Origin of the sequence: Streptomyces sp. NBC_00878 (assembly GCF_026341515.1) — a bacterium.
GTDB lineage: Bacteria > Actinomycetota > Actinomycetes > Streptomycetales > Streptomycetaceae > Streptomyces.
The window spans coordinates 1908756-1925929 of record NZ_JAPEOK010000001.1 but is presented as its reverse complement, the minus strand read 5'-3'; the positions used below and the strand labels follow the sequence as shown (position 1 = coordinate 1925929).

The window sequence follows — 17174 nt, the reverse complement described above, 5'->3', positions numbered from 1 at the left end:
GTGTCGGTGCGTCGGCGGCCTCCCGATGTTTCAATAGTTGCTCACTCTAGTGAGATTCTCTAGTGTCTTACTCGCTTACACAGCGGATTCTCGACAGGAGAGGGGACGGCCATGCCTGGGCCACTCCAGGGCAAGAGGGGTGTGCTGTTCCTGCTCACCTCGGTGGAACTCGTGGTGTTCCTCGACGTGTCGATCGTCAACGTGGCGTTACCCGCCATCGGGGCGACGCTGGGGCTCACCGTGGTGGGGCTCGCCTGGGTCGGCACCGCCTACCAGGTGACCTTCGGCGGCTTCCAGCTGGGAGCCGGACGGGCGACGGACGTGCTGGGGCGGCGTCGGCTGTTCCGGGCGGGACTCGCGGTCTTCACCCTCGCCTCACTGCTGGCCGGAGTGGCCGAGTGGCCATGGCTGCTCATCACCGCGCGCGCCCTGCAGGGTGTGGGCGCCGCGATTCTCGTACCCGCCGAACTCGCCCTGCTCACCGCGATCTTCGTCGAACCGGCCGCCAACCGGCGGGCGTTCGGATGGTGGAGCGCGATGGGCGCGGTGGGCGCCGCCGGAGGAGTCGTACTGGGCGGCCTGATCGTCGAACTGCTCAGCTGGCACTGGATCTTCCTGATCAACGTGCCGATCGGCATCGCCGGACTGCTGCTGAGCGGCCGTCTGCTGCCCGCCGACGCCCCGGTCGGGGACTTCCGCGCACGACTTGACCTGCCCGGCATCATCACCGGGACGAGCGCCCTGCTGCTCGTCGTGTACGCGATCACGGTCGCCGCCGAAGGGGAGCTGGACCCCTTCACCGTTCTGCTCGGTGCGGCCGGACTCGCCCTGGGCACCGCCTTCGTACGGATCGAGACCCGGTCGCCGGACCCGCTGCTGCCCTTCCGGTTCTTCCGCGACCCCGATGTCACCGGATCGACCCTGGCCAGTTTCATCGTCGGTGCCGCACACGTGCCGGCCTTCGTCTTTCTCGCCCTGTACTTCCAGGAGGTGCACCGCTACAGCCCCTTGGAGAGCGGCCTCGCCGTCCTGCCGATCGCGGCGGTGAACCTCCTGGTGTCCCGTGCGGTCCTGCCGTCGGCGCTGGCCACGTGGGGGCCCCGGGTGGTCCTCACTGCCGGGATGGCGCTGCTGGCGGTCGGGCTGCTGCTCCTCGGCCGGCTCCCGGTCGACGGCTCCTTCGTCACCGACTACCTGCCGGGTGCCCTGATCTTCGCCGCCGGTCTCCCGGCCGTGTTCGTCGGCTCGACGATGCCCGCCGTGAAGGCCGTGGCCGAGCACGAGACCGGTGTCATGTCCGCGGTCGTCAACACCGCCCAACGCATCGGCGCCGGCCTCGGAGTCGCCCTCCTCGCCGCCCTGGCCACCGCCCGCACCGAGGCCGCGGACGGCCCTCACCGGGCCGCCCTCAACGAGGGCTACCAGCTCACGTTCCTCGGCGCCTCGGCACTCGCCGCCCTCGGTGTCCTCATCGGCCTGTGGCTGGTCCGCCGAAGCCGCCCGGCCGCGTCCGGCGCCGAACCGAAGACCGAGCAGCCCACCGACTCCACGGACTCCGCACGCACGTGACCCTCACCATGCTCACTTCGTGCTGACCGAAGTCAGCGAACACACTGCTCGATCACCGAGGCGATCTGCAGTGTCGCCGGTGAGTTGTGCCGCATCCGGCGGGCCAGGACGAGATCGATGGACTCGGTCTCGATGAGCGGTACGTAGGTCACGCCGTCCAGGCGCAGGCTCCGCACCGACTGCGGTACGAGAGCGACGCCGTGTCCGGCCGCCACGAAGACGACGAGCGTGGCGGTCTCGCCGACCTCGACCAGGGACGAGGGCTGGAAACCGGCCCGGTCGCAGGCGGCCAGAACACGGTCGTACATGGCGGACCGCGGCTGCGAGGGATGAATGACGAAGGGTTCGTCGGCCAGCGCCTTCAGCGAGATCCGCGGGCGGGCGGCCAGTGGATGGTGCGCCGGCAGCACCGCCACCAGGGGCTCGGTCCGCAGCGGTGTGATGCTCACCTGTTCCGTCTCGGTGCCGCCGAAGCGGTAGACCGCCAGGTCGTAGGCGCCGGTGAGCAGACCGTCCGCGAGCTGCGGGGTGAGCAGCTCACCGTGCAGGTCCAGGGAAATACGGGGCAGCCGTGCTCGCGCGGTGCGGGCGACGCGGGGCAGCACGTCATAGGTGGCGGTGCCGATGAAACCGACGGAGACCCGGCCCGCGAGGCCGGTGGCCAGCTCCGTCATATGGGCGCGTGCCCGCTCTTCCTCGGCGATCAGTGTCCGGGCGTACCCGGTCAGATGCCGGCCGGCCTCGGTGAGTTCGACCTGCCGAGTGGTGCGGTTGAACAGGGGAGTTCCCAGCTCGTGTTCCAACTGCTTGATCTGCTGGGACAGAGCGGGCTGAGCGACGTGCAGGCGTGCGGCCGCGCGCCCGAAATGACACTCCTCCGAGAGAACGAGGAAGTAGCGCACCTGACGGAGTTCCATGCGAGCAATTTTATAAAGGATCCTTATCAATGGATACAGATAAGGTCTTGGACATGATAAGTCGGGCGATCCTACGGTGATCGCGTGACCGACAGTTACTTGTACGCAGCGGCAAGAACACCCTTCGGACGGTTCTCCGGCGCCCTCGCCGGCGTGCGGCCCGACGACCTCGCGGCGTTCGCCATCACGGGGACCCTGGCCAAGGTGCCGGAGCTGGACCCGGCCGAGATCGGCGACGTCGTCTGGGGAAACGCCAACGGCGCGGGTGAGGACAATCGCAACGTCGGCCGGATGGCCGTTCTCCTGGCCGGACTGCCCACCTCGGTTCCCGCCACAACCGTCAACCGGCTGTGCGGTTCCTCCCTGGACGCGGCCATGATCGCTTCCCGCGCCATCGAGACCGGCGACGCCGACATCGTGCTCACCGGCGGCGTGGAATCGATGACTCGGGCTCCGTGGGTACTGCCCAAGCCCACCCGCGCCTTCCCGGCAGGGGACCTGACCGCCGTCTCCACCACGCTCGGCTGGCGCCTGGTCAACGAGCGCATGCCGAAGGAGTGGACGGTCTCCCTGGGCGAGGCCAATGAGCAGCTGGCCGAGCGGTTCACCATCCGCCGGGAGCGACAGGACGAGTTCGCCGCCCGTTCCCACAACCTCGCGGACGCCGCCTGGACGGCCGGTTTCTACGACGACCTGGTGGTGCCGGTCGTCGTCGACGACAAGGGCGGCACCCTCGCCCGGGACGAGGGAATCCGGGCCGGATCCACCGCCGACAAGCTTGCGGGGCTCAAGCCGGTGTTCCGTGCCGACGGTGTGATCACGGCCGGCAACGCGTCCCCGCTGAACGACGGCGCCTCGGCCGTACTGCTCGGCTCACAGGCCGCCGCGGCGCGCATCGGGGCCGATCCGCTGGCTCGTATAGCGGGGCGCGGGGTGTTCGCACTCGACCCGCAGATGTTCGGATTCGCGCCGGTGGAGGCGGCGAACCGGGCCCTGAAGAGCGCGGGCATCTCCTGGTCCGACGTCTCCGCGGTCGAACTCAACGAGGCGTTCGCCGTACAGGCACTGGCCTGCGTCGACGCCTGGAAGATCGATCCCGCACTGGTCAACGCCAAGGGCGGCGCCATCGCGATCGGCCACCCGCTGGGGGCCTCCGGCGGCAGGCTGCTGGGCACGCTGGCCCACCGGTTGCGGGAATCCGGCCGGCGGTGGGGCGTCGCGGCCATCTGTATCGGAGTGGGTCAGGCGCTCGCCGTGGTCCTGGAGAACGTCACGGAGAACAGCCAGTGATCACGCAGCTGTGTACGGACGCCGATGAGGCGGTGGCCGGGATCGAGGACGGCTCGACGGTGCTCGTCGGAGGCTTCGGGATGGCCGGTATGCCGGTCGACCTCATCGACGCGCTCATTCGCCAGGGCGCCAAGGACCTGACCGTGGTGTCCAACAACGCCGGAAACGGCGATACGGGGCTCGCCGCGCTGCTGGCCGAGGGACGGGTGCGCAAAGTGATCTGTTCCTTCCCCCGACAGGCCGACTCCCATGTCTTCGACGGCCTGTACCGGGCCGGGAAGATCGAACTTGAACTGGTGCCGCAGGGCAACCTGGCCGAGCGGATCCGGGCGGCCGGGGCCGGTCTCGGCGCCTTCTTCTGCCCCACCGCGGTCGGCACACTGCTGGCCGAGGGCAGGGAGACCAGGGAGATCGACGGCCGCGCGTACGTGCTGGAGTATCCGATCAGGGGTGATGTGGCGCTGATCGGTGCTCATCGAGCCGACCGCATGGGCAACCTCGTCTACCGCAAGACCGCCCGCAACTTCGGGCCGGTCATGGCCACCGCCGCGTCCACCGTCATCGCGCAGGTCCACGAGGTCGTGGAGACCGGAATGATCGATCCGGAAACCGTGGTGACGCCGAGCATCTATGTCGACCGAGTGGTGCGGGAGGTGACCGCATGAAGGAGTGCCGGCATGCGACGGACGACAACGAGCGAGCCCCGCTGAGCAAGCACGACATCGCCGCCCTCGTGGCCCGCGACATCCCGCCCGGAGCCTTCGTCAACCTCGGCATCGGCCAACCGACGCTTGTCGCCGACCACTTGGCGGCCGGCGCCGGCGTGGTGCTCCACACCGAGAACGGGATGCTCAACATGGGACCCGCCGCCCAGGGCGACCAGATCGACCCCGATCTCACCAACGCCGGCAAGGTTCCCGTCACCGAACTGCCCGGGGCGGCGTACTTCCACCATGCCGACTCGTTCGCCATGATGCGCGGCGGACACCTGGACATCTGCGTCCTGGGAGGCTTCCAGGTGTCCGCGGCCGGCGACCTGGCCAACTGGCACACCGGCGCACCCGACGCCGTCCCCGCCGTCGGCGGAGCCATGGACCTGGCGATCGGAGCCAGACAGGTCTTCGTGATGATGACGCTGTTCACCAAGAGCGGTGCACCCAAGCTGGTTCCCGAGTGCACCTACCCGTTGACCGCACCGGGCTGCGTCGACCGCGTCTACACCGACCTGGCCGTATTCGACATCACCCCGCAGGGCGTCGTAGTCCGGGAGACCTTCGGCACCACGGTCGACGCCCTTTCCGGCCGCCTGGAGCTACCGCTTCTGCCTGTACGGGCCTGACGCCCCGAGCGGTGACTCGCCATGCCCGCCCTCGGCACGTACGCACCTGGAGCGCACAGCTCCGCTCAGTGAGCCTGCGGTGGAGTGGAACTCTCCTCGGCGTTCTCGCGTGCTTCCCCGCTCTGGGACGTCAGGGATGTGCCCGGCGGCCCCGCGGTACCGGTGTTCAGGCGGCGCCGCAGGACGAACGCCCACCACAGGAAGCCGATGGCGAGGACGACCGACACCGTCACGGCGTTCTGGTTGTTCTCCGCCGGGAACGTGAGCGCGGCGATGACGACCCCGCACCACAGAAGTGCGAACCCGACGACGGGGTTCAGCCGGCGGCCGAGGTCGAAGACACCCTCGGTGGCGGCGGGAATGGTGCCGCGTCGTTCGGCGACCGCCGTGGCGATCATCGTCAGCGCGTAGGTCAGGTAGTAGGTGAGCCCGACCATCGCGTAGATCTTGCCCACGAGACCGGAGTTGAGCAGGTTGAGCGCGACGGCCACCACGGTGACGGCGACGATGGCCGGGACGGGTGCCTTGCTGCGCCGCCCCACCCTCTGCAGGCCCTTCGACGCGGGGAGCATGTTGTCGCGGGAGAGCGCGAACACCATCCGGGTCGCGACCGCCATGTTGGCGATGAGGCAGGCGAAGATGGAGGCGAAGGCCACCACGATCATCAGCGCCCGGGCGAACGGCCCGATCTGCTCCGAGATGAGCTTCAGGACCGGGTTCTCCGACCCTGTCAGGAACGTCGCCGGACTGCTCGGCATGGCCAGCGCCAGCAGGGCGAAGACCACGAAGCCGATGATCCCGGAGACCACGACCGAGCGGAACATGGCACGCGGCGCCGCCTTGCGGGGGTCGACCGTCTCCTCGGCGAGGTCCGCCGCGCCCTCCCACCCGAGCAGCACGTAGACCGGCAGCAGACCGGCCAGCGCGACGCTCGTCAGCGTGACCGGCTCCCCGGTCAGCGGCTTGGTGTCGGTGAGGATCGACAGCCCCTGGGTGTCCTTGAAGAACACCAGGACGCCCGCCGCCAGGGCCAGCACCAGGACGATCGTGCCGATCAGTTCGATCGACGCACCGATGTTGTTGATCCGGGTCGCGAGCTTGACCCCGATGATGTTGAGCACCGCGGCGACGAGCGTGCAGCCGATCGACAGCGCCTGGATCTGGCGCGTGGTCGGGTTCTCCCATATCTCCGGGGCGAACACCGTGCCGACCGCGGCGGCGGTCCCGGCGGTGCCCGCGAGGAAGGAGACCAGCGCGATCCAGCCGGTGAACCAGCCGAAGTGCGGCCCCACCAGGCGGCTGGCCCACTGGTAGGCGTAGCCGGTGATCGGCATCCGCCCGGACAGGTGCGCGTAGACCGCGACCAGTGTGAGCACCATGGGCAGGACGAGCAGCCACAGCAGGACCGCGGCGCCGCCGACGCGCGAGAACGGGTCGGTGAACAGCGTGACGATGCCGGTGTTGATCGAGACCATCGAGAAGGCGAGCGCGAACGCGGTGAAGGAACTCATCGACCGGTTCAGCTGCTGCCCGTAACCCAGCGCCGCGAGGTCGGCGGAGTCGGAGTCGACACCGGTGTCGGCGCCGGTGGTTCTCTCCGGCAGGTCTTCGGCAGCGGTCATGACAGCTCTCCCGTCTTGTTCCCGGTGGTCTTCTCGACCTCGGTCAGCACCTCGTCGAGGACGTCGAGCGCGGTGGCCAGGTGGTCCCGGCTGATGTCGAGGGGTGGTTTGACCTTGATCAGGTTGCCGAGGCCGGCGTAGCGGCTCTCGCCGAAGATGACGCCGCGCTCCTGTGCGAGCTCGAACACGGCATGTGCCTCGGTGGTGGCCGGCTCCTTGGTGATCCGGTCGCGGACCAGCTCGATCGACACCATCAGTCCCGGTGAGCGTACGTCGCCGATGAGCGGGTGGCGGGTCTGCATCTCGCGCAGCCGCTCGGTGGCGTACGCGCCGTGCGTGGCCGCGCGGTCGCACAGGCCGTCGTCGATGATCGCCCGCACGGCTGCGAGGCCTGCGGCGACGGAGATCGGGAACTGGCCGAAGGTGAGCTGGTCGTCACCGGCGAGGAAGGCGGCGAAGCGGTTCTTGGCCAGTACTCCGGCGAGCGGGAAGCCGCCGCCGACGCCCTTGCCGAAGACCAGGACGTCCGGCTCGATGCCGTAGTAGTCGCTGGCCCACATGCGGCCGGTCCGGCCGAGGCCGGTCTGCACCTCGTCGATGATCAGCATGATGCCGAGCTCGTTGCAGATCTCGCGAATACCGCGGTGCCAGCGCTCGGAGAAGCCGTTGTGGCCGCCGTTGCCCTGGATGGGCTCGTAGACCAGCGCGGCGACGGGGCCTTCGGTGCCCTTGGTGAGGATCTCGCGGACGAGCCGGAGCGACAGCTCGGTGTCCTGGTCAGCGGTCAGGCCGGGGCGCGGACGGTAGAGGTCGGGCCGCGGGAGCCGGAGGAACTGCGGCTGGAGCACTCCGAAGACGTTGCCCGGGTGCGGCCAGCTCGCCGCCATGGTGGTGATCGAGCGGCCGTGGTACGCGTCGTGCAGGACGGCCACGTGCCGGGCGTCCGGGCGGTTGCGCAGGGCGAGCTTGAGCGCCATCTCCACCGCCATCGAGCCGTGCAGCGTGAAGCCGACGCGGTCCAGACCGTCGGGGGCTATGGACACGAGCAGTTCGGCGAGCTCCAGCAGGGCGGGGGTGTGGAACGTGGGCCGGGCATGGGTGATCTGCCGGGTCTGCTCGATCGCCGCCTCGATGACGCGCGGGTCATTGGCGCCGAGGTTGTTCGACCACGCCTGCGCGGTGCAGTCGATGTACTGCTTGCCCGCGTCGTCCCACACCAGCGAGCCGCGCGCCTTCACGAGCGTGAGCTTGTCCGGATCGCCGCCCGTGGGCTCGTGCAGCAGGACCTCCCGGCCCCGGGCGCGGGCCTGTGCCTGGTGGATGAGGGTGTCTGTCACGGTATCTCCGTCTCGCGGTGTGAGCTGTGTCTCGGCAGGCTAGGAGCGGGGCCGGGCTGATGTGAAAGACCAAATTCCGTAGACTTGATAGATGGCATCTATGAATGTCGAGCTCCGGCACCTGCGTGCGTTCGTCGCCGTCGCCCGGACGGCGAACTTCACGCGGGCCGCCGAGCAGTTGCACATCGCGCAGCCTTCGCTGAGCCACACCATCCGTCAGCTGGAGACGGGGCTCGGCTTCCGCCTCTTCGCCCGGACAACCCGTTCCACCGCCCTCACGCCGGACGGCGAGCGTTTCCTCATCGAGGCGCAGGCCGTGCTCGAACGCTTCGACGCGGCGATGGAGCGGTCCGCACGGATGGCGAGCGGTGAACTCGGCCGGCTGCGCGTCGGCTACCTGATCGGGGCCGCCGTCGATCACGTGCCCGCGATCCTGCGGGCGTTCGCCGACCGCTACCCCGACGTCACCCTTGAGATCACCGAGTACGACTTCGCCTCCCCCAACGGCGGTCTGGACACCGGGGACACCGACGTCGCCCTGGTCCGGCCGCCGCTGTACGGAGTGCCGGACGCGGTGACCACCACCCTGCTCAGCGAGCGGTGCATGGCCTGCGTGTCCACGCTGCACCCCTTCGCGCAACTGCCTCGGGTGACCGTCGGACAACTCCTGGCCGAGCCGATCGTCGCGGCGCCCGGCGACAACGCCTGGCGCGACTACTGGATCCTCGCCTCCCACCGCGGCACCCCGGCGAACATCACCCACGAAGCGGCCACCTTCGAGGCCGAGCTGCAGTCCGTGGCCATCGGCCGCGGCCTCTCCGTGGTCCCCGAATCCGTCGCCCGCCTCTACAGCCGGCAAGGCGTCCGCTACATCCCCATCGAGGGCATGGACGACTGCGAGGTGGCGGTCGTCCACCGCGAGGGCGCGCCTCGATCCGCCGCCAACTTCGCCCGGATCGCGGCCCGGATCACAGCGGACGCGGGCCGCGGCCCACACAAGCGCGACTGAGGAAAACCAGTCCGCGCCGGTGATCACCCTTGGTTACTATGCTCACTCCAGAAGGGGAGGTGGCCCGAGGCAATGCTGAGAGAGGTCGCTGCGACCCGCTACATCGAGCCCCTGCGGGCCGGCGGTTCCGTCCCCGGAGTCGTCGAGGCCGACGACCTCGGCACGTACGTCGTCAAGTTCACGGGCTCCGCGCAGGGGCGCAAGGTGCTGGTCGCCGAGGTGATCGTGGGGGAGCTGGCGCGCGCTCTCGGGCTGCGGTTCCCCGAGCTGGTGCTGGTGCACTTCGACCCGGCGATCGGCGGGCACGAGCCCTACTGGGAGGTCCAGGACCTGCTGAGGGCCAGCGCGGGACTGAATCTCGGCATGGACTACTTGTCCGGCGCCAAGGACTTCACTCCGCAGGTCGCGAAGACGTTCCCCGTCGACCCGCTGGAGGCGGGCAGGATCATCTGGCTGGACGCCCTCACGGTCAACGTGGACCGCACGACGCACAGTTCGAACCTGATGATCTGGCCCACGCTCGGCGTCGCACCCCCGCGGCTGTGGCTGATCGACCACGGCGCCGCCCTGGTCTTCCACCACCGCTGGGACGCGTCGGAGCCGGAGAAGGCGTACGACTTCCGGCGGCACGCGCTCGGCGGCCACACCCCCGACACCCGCGCGGCGGACGCCGAACTCGCGCCCAGGGTGACGGAGGAACTGCTGCGCGCGATCACGGCGGAGGTGCCCGACGCCTGGCTCGCCGACGAGCCCGGTTTCGCCACCCCGGACGAGGCCCGTGAGGCGTACGTCGGCTACCTCCTCGCCCGTGCCAGAGCCTCCGCGGCCTGGCTCCCCACGGACTTCCCCACCCGCGAACAACTCGCCGCGGAGGATGCGGACCGTGCGGCGAAGAGGCAGCGGGATCGGCCGAACTGGCTCAAGCAGGTCCCCGACCTGCACGGCAAACCGGCGGTGGAACACGACGGGTCGGTACACCTCGGATGACCGCCGAGAATGGTCACGTGACTACTGAGAACGTGACCACCGAGAACACGCACCGCGTTCAGATCGAGTACTGCACCCAGTGCCGCTGGCTGCCCCGCGCCGCCTGGCTCGCCCAGGAACTCCTCACCACCTTCGAGCAGGAGCTGACGGAGCTCGCGCTCAAGCCCGGCACCGGCGGCGTCTTCGTCGTACGGGTCGACGACGAGGTGGTCTGGGACCGCCGCGAGCAGGGCTTCCCGGAGCCGACGGCCGTCAAGCGCCTCGTACGCGACCGAGTGGCCCCGGACAAGTCCCTGGGCCACTCGGAGAAGTGAGGCGTCTGCCGCTGGGTCGGCTCAGCCGGCCAGTTGCTCGTAGGCCGGCAGGGTCAGGAAGTCCGCGTAGTCCTCGTCGAGGGCGACCGTGAGCAGCAGGTCGTGGGCCTGCTGCCAGCGGCCGGCCGCGAAGGCCTCCTCGCCGATCTCGGCGCGGATGTCGGCCAGTTCCTGGGCCGCGATCTCGCGGGCCAGCTCGGGCGTGGCCTTCACCATGTTCCCGGCGTGCTCGAACTCGACGCCCGCGTTGATCCACTGCCAGATCTGCGAACGGGAGATCTCCGCCGTCGCCGCGTCCTCCATGAGGTTGAAGATGGCGACCGCGCCGAGGCCGCGGAGCCAGGCCTCGATGTAACGGATGCCGACCTGGACGGCGTTGACCAGTCCGTCGTACGTGGGCCTGGCGTCGAGGGAGTCGACGGCGATGAGGTCGGCGGCCTTGACGTCGACGTCCTCGCGCAGGCGGTCCTTCTGGTTCGGCCGGTCGCCGAGCACGGCGTCGAAGGACGCCATCGCGATCGGCACGAGGTCCGGGTGGGCCACCCACGATCCGTCGAAGCCGTCGCCCGCCTCGCGGTCCTTGTCGGCCTTGACCTTCTCGAAGGCGACCTTGTTGACCTCTTCGTCGCGCCGCGAGGGGATGAACGCCGCCATGCCGCCGATCGCGTGCGCGCCGCGCTTGTGGCAGGTGCGGACGAGGAGTTCGGTGTACGCGCGCATGAACGGGGCCGTCATCGTCACCGCGTTGCGGTCCGGGAGGACGAACTTCTGCCCGCCGTCACGGAAGTTCTTGACGATGGAGAAGAGGTAGTCCCAGCGGCCCGCGTTCAACCCCGAGGCGTGGTCGCGGAGTTCGTAGAGGATCTCCTCCATCTCGTACGCCGCCGTGATCGTCTCGATCAGGACGGTCGCGCGGACGGTGCCCTGCGGGATGCCGACGTAGTCCTGCGCGAAGACGAACACGTCGTTCCAGAGTCGGGCCTCCAAGTGCGACTCCGTCTTCGGGAGATAGAAGTACGGGCCCTTGCCGAGGTCGAGAAGGCGCTGGGCGTTGTGGAAGAAGTACAGGCCGAAGTCGACGAGGGCGCCCGGGACCGGAGTGCCCTCGGAGTCGACGAGGTGACGCTCGTTCAGATGCCAGCCGCGCGGGCGCATCACGACCGTCGCCAGCTCCTCGGGGGCCTTGAGGGCGTACGACTTGCCGGTGCGCTCGTCCGTGAAGTCGATACTGCGGGTGTACGCGTCGGCCATGTTCACCTGGCCGGTGACCACGTTCTCCCAGGTGGGCGCTGAGGCGTCCTCGAAGTCCGCGAGCCACACCTTCGCACCCGAGTTGAGGGCGTTGATGGTCATCTTGCGGTCGGTGGGGCCGGTGATCTCGACGCGGCGGTCGTTCAGGGCCTCCGGCGACGGGGCCACCCGCCAGGAGTCGTCCGCGCGGATCGCGGCGGTCTCCGGGAGGAAGTCGAGGGTGGAGGTGCGGGCGATCTCGGCGCGGCGCTCGGCACGGCGGGCGAGGAGCTCGTCACGCCGGGGCGTGAAGTGCCGGTGCAGCTCGGCCACGAAGGCGAGGGCCGCGTCGGTGAGGACCTCCTCCTGCCGCGGCAGGGGCTCGGCGTCGATGATGGCCAGCGGGGACGGCGCTGGTGCGGACATGAACTGTCACTTCCTTCAGCGAGCTGACGTGAGTACGCCGCGGCACCGGGTGCCGACGGAACCGGAAGCGGCCGACGAGACCCGGAGGACAGCCAGACGCTTCTGAACAGTGGATACTAGTTTCCTCATGGTGGAAGTTCAATAATTTGTTGACGTCGAGATTCTCCACTTCGAGGCAACGTGGCGCGCGGTGCCACCCCGTTCACTCAAGGTGGACCAGGTCGCTTTCCGTGTCGATGTCGTACGGCTGGGCCACGTCCCCGCACTCGACGAGCGCGATCTCGTCCTCATGCGCCTTCAGGTAGGCGCGTGCTCCCCGGTCGCCGGTCGCGGTGGCGGCGATCCCCGCCCAGTGACGTGCGCCGAAGAGCACCGGATGCCCCCGCTTCCCGTCGTACGCGGCGGACGCGAGCGACTCGTCCGACGAGTACGCGGCGCGGACGCGGGCCACGGCCTCCGGCCCGATCCCCGGCTGGTCCACCAGTGACACCAGCACGGCCCGGACGCCCGTACCGGCCAGTGACTCCAGACCGGCCCGCAGCGAGGAGCCCATGCCCCGCGTCCAGTCGGGGTTGTCCACGAGCACGCAGCCGGGCAGTACGGCCCGCTCCCGCACGGCCTCCGCCTCGGCGCCGAGCACCACATGGATCCGGGCACAGCCGCCCGCCCGCAGTGTTCCGACCGCGTGTTCGACGAGAGGGTGTCCCCGGTGGGTGAGGAGCGCCTTGGGGCGTCCGCCGAGGCGCCGCCCCCCGCCGGCGGCCAGCAGCAGCCCGGCGACCTGCTCGTTGTTCTCCGTCATTCCCCCTGCATACCGGACCCGGGCGGGACACGCCCTGAAACCCGTAGGGGCCTCCCGGTGTCCAAGGACTGAATTTCGGTCCTCGGAGTGGCGCCCACCGCACCGGGTGGCGTTTACTGGCCCGCGTCCCTGGGCGCCTGACCAATGCCATGGGATGTTTGCGGCGAGAGCACGGAGCAGGCACGACGAATCGCGCACAAGGGCGTGCGAGGGGGGAGAGCTGTGTTGCGGAGCTTGGGGCAGAGGCCAGTGACCGGCAGCGACGAGGATCCGAGAGTGGCGGAGTTGCGGACCGCGGTGTCCAAGCTGCGTCGCGAACTCGCCGCGCATCCGGCCGAGTTCCCGGACCGCGGCATAGCGGAGGACGAACTCGCGGTACTCGCCGCGATGGCCGTCACCGGGATGCCCGAGGTGCCCCGCCTGCGCCGCTCACTGCTCCTGATAGCCGGTTCCATCGGTTCGGTCAGCGCGCTGTCCGCCGGACTCGCGGGCGTACGCAGCGCGGTGGAACTCTTCGGGGAGCCACCGCGGCGCTGAGCGCACCGGCCCGGCAACTCCCTTGCCCACTCAGGTCGCCGACCCCGAACTCGCCAGGGCCTCCGACAACTCCACCGCGACCTGCTGGAGCACGGGCACGATCCGTTCCGTCGCCGACTCCGTGACGCGGCCGGCCGGGCCGGAGATCGAAATCGCCGCGGCGGTGGGGGAGTTGGGCACGGAGACGGCGAGGCAGCGGACCCCGAGCTCCTGCTCGTTGTCGTCCACCGCGTACCCCGCGAGCCGTACCTCGTCGAGCGCGGCCAGGAACTCGTCCGGCGTCGTGATCGTCTTCTCCGTCGCGGCGGGCATGCCCGTACGGGACAGGAGGGCGCGCACCTCGTCCGCCGGGAGGTGCGCGAGCAGGGCCTTGCCGACGCCCGTGGAATGCGGCAGCACCCGGCGGCCCACCTCGGTGAACATCCGCATCGAGTGCTTGGACGGCACCTGCGCCACATACACGATCTCGTCGCCGTCGAGCAGCGCCATGTTCGCCGTCTCGCCGGTCTCCTCGACCAGACGCGCCAGATAGGGGCGGGCCCAGGTGCCGAGCAGCCGGGACGCGGACTCGCCGAGCCGGATCAGACGCGGGCCGAGCGCATACCGCCGATTGGTCTGCTGGCGTACGTAACCGCAGGCCACGAGCGTGCGCATGAGACGGTGGATGGTGGGCAGCGGCAGCCCGCTGCTCGCGGAGAGCTCGCTCAGCCCGACCTCGCCGCCCGCGTCCGCCATCCTCTCCAGCAGGTCGAAGGCGCGCTCAAGAGACTGGACGCCGCCGGCGGAGGAGGTCGGCTTGGCGTCGGTGGTGCTGGCGCTGGACGTCGGCACGGAGGCGGTCCTTTCAGGCGGGCAGGGAGGCAGCCTACCCGGCAGTTGGTTGACTGCACGGCTCGGTGTGATTACGTTCTGCGTGGCGGAAGTGTAATTCCGCTTTACGGAAACGTCCAGGGAGTGCGCTCGCGGCAGGCGGTGGAGAGGCCGACTCTTGACGGCATGGAGCAGGGAGTGAAGACTCTTTCAACAGAACGTTGAATTCCGTTACGTGGAAGTAAACGTGCGGCATGGAGAGGGGTCCGGGTGTCCGACGACGGATGGGTCGAACTGATCCTGCGCTCGACGCGCGTCATCACTCCCGAAGGGACGCGCGCCGCTTCGGTCGCCGTCTCCGGAGGGAAGATCACGGCCGTGCTCGCGCACGACGCCGAGGTGCCTGCCGGGGCCCGGCTGGAGGACCTCGGCGACGACGTCCTGCTGCCTGGCCTCGTCGACACCCACGTGCACGTCAACGACCCGGGCCGCACGGAGTGGGAGGGCTTCTGGACCGCCACGCGCGCCGCGGCGGCCGGCGGCATCACGACCCTGGTCGACATGCCCCTCAACTCCCTCCCGCCGACCACGACGGTCGACCACCTCCGCACCAAGAAGGACGTCGCCCGCTCCAAGGCGCACATCGACGTCGGCTTCTGGGGCGGCGCCCTGCCCGACAACGTCAAGGACCTGCGGCCACTGCACGACGCGGGCGTCTTCGGCTTCAAGGCGTTCCTGTCGCCCTCCGGGGTCGACGAGTTCCCCGAGCTGGATCAGGGGCAACTCTCCCTGTCCCTCGCGGAGATCGCCGGATTCGACGGGCTGCTGATCGTGCACGCGGAGGACCCGCACCACCTCGCGGCGGCGCCGCAGAAGAGCGGCCAGAGGTACGCGGACTTCCTCGCCTCGCGACCGCGCGACGCCGAGGACACCGCCATCACGAACCTCATCGCCCAGGCCAAGCGCCTCAACGCGCGCGTCCACGTGCTGCATCTGTCGTCCAGCGACGCGCTGCCGCTGATCGCCGCCGCCAAGGCCGAGGGCGTACGCGTCACGGTCGAGACCTGCCCCCACTATCTGACCCTGACGGCCGAGGAAGTCCCGGACGGGGCAAGCGAGTTCAAGTGCTGCCCGCCCATCCGCGAGGCCGCCAACCAGGACCTGCTGTGGCAGGCGCTGGCCGACGGCACGATCGACTGCGTGGTCACCGACCACTCCCCGTCGACGGCCGACCTGAAGACCGACGACTTCGCGACCGCGTGGGGCGGCATCTCCGGCCTCCAGCTCAGCCTGTCCGCCGTCTGGACCGAGGCCCGGGGGCGCGGGTACGGCCTGGAGGACGTGGTCCGCTGGATGTCCTCGCGCACGGCGCGGCTGGTCGGACTCGACGACCGCAAGGGCGCCATAGCGGTCGGCCATGACGCCGACTTCGCGGTCCTCGCGCCCGACGAGACCTTCACCGTCGACCCCGCCGCGCTCCAGCACCGAAACCGGGTCACCGCGTACGCGGGCCGGACCCTGCGGGGAGTCGTCAAGTCCACGTGGCTGCGGGGTGAACGCATCGTGTCTGAGGGTGAGTTCGCCGAGCCGAGGGGGCAGCTCCTGTCCAGGCGAGGGTAGTTAGCCGCTCAGGCCAATCCGCTCAAGTCCCTGGTTCCCGTCCGCTCAAGTCCCTGGTTCCCGCTCAAGTCCCTGGTTCATCCCCTCAAGGAAGGCCGGTACCTGTACCCGAAATTCGCGCACGACTCCGCACCCGTACCCGCGGCGGCCGACTCCCGAAAGGCAGACCTGATCACTGTGACGGCGCAGCACCAGAACCCCCCGGCCCGTTTCACCGGCGACGCGAACCCCTACGGAGGCGGCGACCCGTACGCGGACCACCGCAGCGCCGACTTCCCCTTCACGCAGTACGCCAACCTCGCCGACCGGCAGCTCGGTGCCGGGGTCATCGCCGCCAACGACGAGTTCTTCGCCCAGCGCGAGAACCTGCTCCTGCCCGGGCGGGCCGAGTTCGACCCCGAGCACTTCGGGCACAAGGGCAAGATCATGGACGGCTGGGAGACCCGGCGCCGACGGGGTGCCTCCGCCGAGCACCCGTGGCCCACGGCGGACGACCACGACTGGGCGCTCGTACGCCTCGGCGCGCCCGGTGTCGTACGGGGCATCGTCGTCGACACCGCCCACTTCCGCGGCAACTACCCGCAGGCGGTGTCCGTCGAGGGTGCCTCGGTCCCCGGCTCCCCGTCGCCCGAGGAACTCCTCGCGGACGACGTGAAGTGGACGACGCTCGTACCGCGCACGGCGGTCGGCGGCCACGCGGCCAACGGCTTCGCCGTCGACCTGGAGCAGCGCATCACCCACCTCCGCGTCAACCAGCACCCGGACGGTGGCATCGCGCGCCTTCGGGTGTACGGCGAGGTCGTACCGGACCCACGGTGGCTGTCGGTCCTCGGCACCTTCGACGTGGTCGCCCTGGAGAACGGCGGACAGGTCGAGGACGCGTCCAACCTCTTCTACTCGCCCGCCACCAACACCATCCAGCCGGGGCGCTCCCGCAAGATGGACGACGGCTGGGAGACGCGGCGGCGGCGTGACCAGGGGCATGACTGGATCCGCTACCAGCTGGTCGCGCAGTCCGAGATCCGTGCGGTCGAGATCGATACGGCGTATCTGAAGGGCAACTCGGCGGGGTGGGCGTCGGTTTCGGTGCGGGACGGAGGGGACGGAGGGGATGTCGGGGACGGTGTGGACGAGGGGTGGACGGAGGTCCTGCCCCGGACCCGCCTCCAGCCCGACACGAACCACCGTTTCGTCCTGGCATCCCCGTCCGTCGGCACGCACGCGCGCGTGGACATCTTCCCGGACGGGGGCATCTCCCGCCTGCGGCTGTTCGGCTCCCTGACGGGGGAGGGCGAGGCGAGGCTGGCTGCGCGCCACCAGGAACTCGGGGGCTGAGGCGGGGAGTTACTCGCCCCCGCCGCCCCT

16 protein-coding genes are annotated in these 17174 nt (G+C 69.8%); 10 read left to right on the top strand and 6 right to left on the bottom strand.

Annotated features, from left to right (window positions below; translation table 11 throughout):
* The first annotated feature begins 111 nt into the window (after window positions 1–111).
* The gene (locus OHA11_RS07865; RefSeq protein ID WP_266493379.1) at window positions 112–1569 is read left to right on the top strand and encodes an MFS transporter; all 1458 of its coding nucleotides are present in this window, start codon (window positions 112–114) and stop codon (window positions 1567–1569) included.
* A gap of 32 nt (window positions 1570–1601) precedes the next feature.
* On the opposite strand, the gene OHA11_RS07860 is transcribed toward OHA11_RS07865, so the two are convergent.
* Window positions 1602–2486 (bottom strand): LysR substrate-binding domain-containing protein, encoded by an 885-nt coding sequence (locus tag OHA11_RS07860; protein ID WP_266493378.1) that lies wholly within the window; start codon window positions 2484–2486, stop codon window positions 1602–1604.
* A gap of 84 nt (window positions 2487–2570) precedes the next feature.
* On the opposite strand from OHA11_RS07860, the gene OHA11_RS07855 reads away from it, so the two are divergent.
* Genes OHA11_RS07855 through OHA11_RS07845 form a run of 3 tightly spaced genes read left to right on the top strand, consistent with a single transcriptional unit; the run spans window position 2571 to window position 5115 of the window.
* Window positions 2571–3776: a thiolase family protein gene (locus OHA11_RS07855; protein WP_266493377.1), complete on the top strand. Its 1206-nt coding sequence runs from the start codon at window positions 2571–2573 to the stop codon at window positions 3774–3776.
* Entirely contained in the window at window positions 3773–4441 is a 669-nt protein-coding gene (locus OHA11_RS07850) for a 3-oxoacid CoA-transferase subunit A (protein ID WP_266493375.1), read from the top strand. The genes OHA11_RS07855 and OHA11_RS07850 overlap by 4 nt, the downstream gene beginning before the upstream one ends.
* A complete protein-coding gene (locus OHA11_RS07845; protein ID WP_266493372.1) occupies window positions 4438–5115 on the top strand; it encodes a 3-oxoacid CoA-transferase subunit B in 678 nt (225 codons plus the stop codon). The genes OHA11_RS07850 and OHA11_RS07845 overlap by 4 nt, the downstream gene beginning before the upstream one ends.
* Window positions 5116–5180: 65 nt before the next feature.
* On the opposite strand, the gene OHA11_RS07840 is transcribed toward OHA11_RS07845, so the two are convergent.
* Together OHA11_RS07840 and OHA11_RS07835 are read right to left on the bottom strand one after the other, a co-directional pair.
* Window positions 5181–6737, bottom strand: coding sequence for an APC family permease (locus tag OHA11_RS07840; RefSeq protein ID WP_266493369.1), 1557 nt, complete (start codon window positions 6735–6737; stop codon window positions 5181–5183).
* A complete protein-coding gene (locus OHA11_RS07835; RefSeq protein WP_266493366.1) occupies window positions 6734–8074 on the bottom strand; it encodes an aspartate aminotransferase family protein in 1341 nt (446 codons plus the stop codon). The genes OHA11_RS07840 and OHA11_RS07835 overlap by 4 nt, the downstream gene beginning before the upstream one ends.
* Window positions 8075–8165: 91 nt before the next feature.
* On the opposite strand from OHA11_RS07835, the gene OHA11_RS07830 reads away from it, so the two are divergent.
* The 3 genes from OHA11_RS07830 (at window position 8166) to OHA11_RS07820 (ending at window position 10384) form a co-directional block, all read left to right on the top strand.
* Window positions 8166–9083 (top strand): LysR family transcriptional regulator, encoded by a 918-nt coding sequence (locus tag OHA11_RS07830; RefSeq protein ID WP_266493363.1) that lies wholly within the window; start codon window positions 8166–8168, stop codon window positions 9081–9083.
* Window positions 9084–9155: 72 nt separating this feature from the next.
* Entirely contained in the window at window positions 9156–10070 is a 915-nt protein-coding gene (locus OHA11_RS07825; RefSeq protein ID WP_266493361.1) for a HipA family kinase, read from the top strand.
* 17 nt (window positions 10071–10087) lie between these two features.
* On the top strand, window positions 10088–10384 hold the full coding sequence (locus tag OHA11_RS07820; RefSeq protein WP_266493358.1) for a SelT/SelW/SelH family protein: 297 nt from the start codon (window positions 10088–10090) through the stop codon (window positions 10382–10384).
* A gap of 21 nt (window positions 10385–10405) precedes the next feature.
* Here the strand turns inward: OHA11_RS07820 and aceB are convergent, their stop codons facing one another.
* Both aceB and OHA11_RS07810 read right to left on the bottom strand, forming a co-directional pair.
* Window positions 10406–12040: a malate synthase A gene (gene aceB, locus OHA11_RS07815; RefSeq protein WP_266493355.1), complete on the bottom strand. Its 1635-nt coding sequence runs from the start codon at window positions 12038–12040 to the stop codon at window positions 10406–10408.
* A 202-nt stretch (window positions 12041–12242) separates the two neighbouring features.
* Entirely contained in the window at window positions 12243–12842 is a 600-nt protein-coding gene (locus OHA11_RS07810) for an NTP transferase domain-containing protein (RefSeq protein WP_266493352.1), read from the bottom strand.
* 222 nt (window positions 12843–13064) lie between these two features.
* Here OHA11_RS07810 and OHA11_RS07805 point away from each other — a divergent pair, with 222 nt between their 5' ends.
* Window positions 13065–13379, top strand: coding sequence for a DUF5955 family protein (locus tag OHA11_RS07805; RefSeq protein WP_266493349.1), 315 nt, complete (start codon window positions 13065–13067; stop codon window positions 13377–13379).
* 30 nt (window positions 13380–13409) lie between these two features.
* Here the strand turns inward: OHA11_RS07805 and OHA11_RS07800 are convergent, their stop codons facing one another.
* The gene (locus OHA11_RS07800; protein ID WP_266493346.1) at window positions 13410–14210 is read right to left on the bottom strand and encodes an IclR family transcriptional regulator; all 801 of its coding nucleotides are present in this window, start codon (window positions 14208–14210) and stop codon (window positions 13410–13412) included.
* A 249-nt stretch (window positions 14211–14459) separates the two neighbouring features.
* On the opposite strand from OHA11_RS07800, the gene allB reads away from it, so the two are divergent.
* Entirely contained in the window at window positions 14460–15809 is a 1350-nt protein-coding gene (allB, locus tag OHA11_RS07795) for an allantoinase AllB (protein WP_266493343.1), read from the top strand.
* Window positions 15810–15986: 177 nt separating this feature from the next.
* The gene (gene alc / locus OHA11_RS07790; RefSeq protein WP_266493340.1) at window positions 15987–17144 is read left to right on the top strand and encodes an allantoicase; all 1158 of its coding nucleotides are present in this window, start codon (window positions 15987–15989) and stop codon (window positions 17142–17144) included.
* Window positions 17145–17174: the final 30 nt, after the last annotated feature.

Bases quoted from the DNA above. Each gene is read 5' to 3' on its own strand.
- OHA11_RS07865 (WP_266493379.1), top strand. From the start codon at position 112: ATGCCTGGGCCACTCCAGGGCAAGAGGGGTGTGCTGTTCCTGCTCACC.
- OHA11_RS07860 (WP_266493378.1), bottom strand. From the start codon at position 2,486: ATGGAACTCCGTCAGGTGCGCTACTTCCTCGTTCTCTCGGAGGAGTGT.
- OHA11_RS07845 (WP_266493372.1), top strand. From the start codon at position 4,438: ATGAAGGAGTGCCGGCATGCGACGGACGACAACGAGCGAGCCCCGCTG.
- OHA11_RS07840 (WP_266493369.1), bottom strand. From the start codon at position 6,737: ATGACCGCTGCCGAAGACCTGCCGGAGAGAACCACCGGCGCCGACACC.
- OHA11_RS07830 (WP_266493363.1), top strand. From the start codon at position 8,166: ATGGCATCTATGAATGTCGAGCTCCGGCACCTGCGTGCGTTCGTCGCC.
- OHA11_RS07825 (WP_266493361.1), top strand. From the start codon at position 9,156: ATGCTGAGAGAGGTCGCTGCGACCCGCTACATCGAGCCCCTGCGGGCC.
- aceB (WP_266493355.1), bottom strand. From the start codon at position 12,040: ATGTCCGCACCAGCGCCGTCCCCGCTGGCCATCATCGACGCCGAGCCC.
- OHA11_RS07810 (WP_266493352.1), bottom strand. From the start codon at position 12,842: ATGACGGAGAACAACGAGCAGGTCGCCGGGCTGCTGCTGGCCGCCGGC.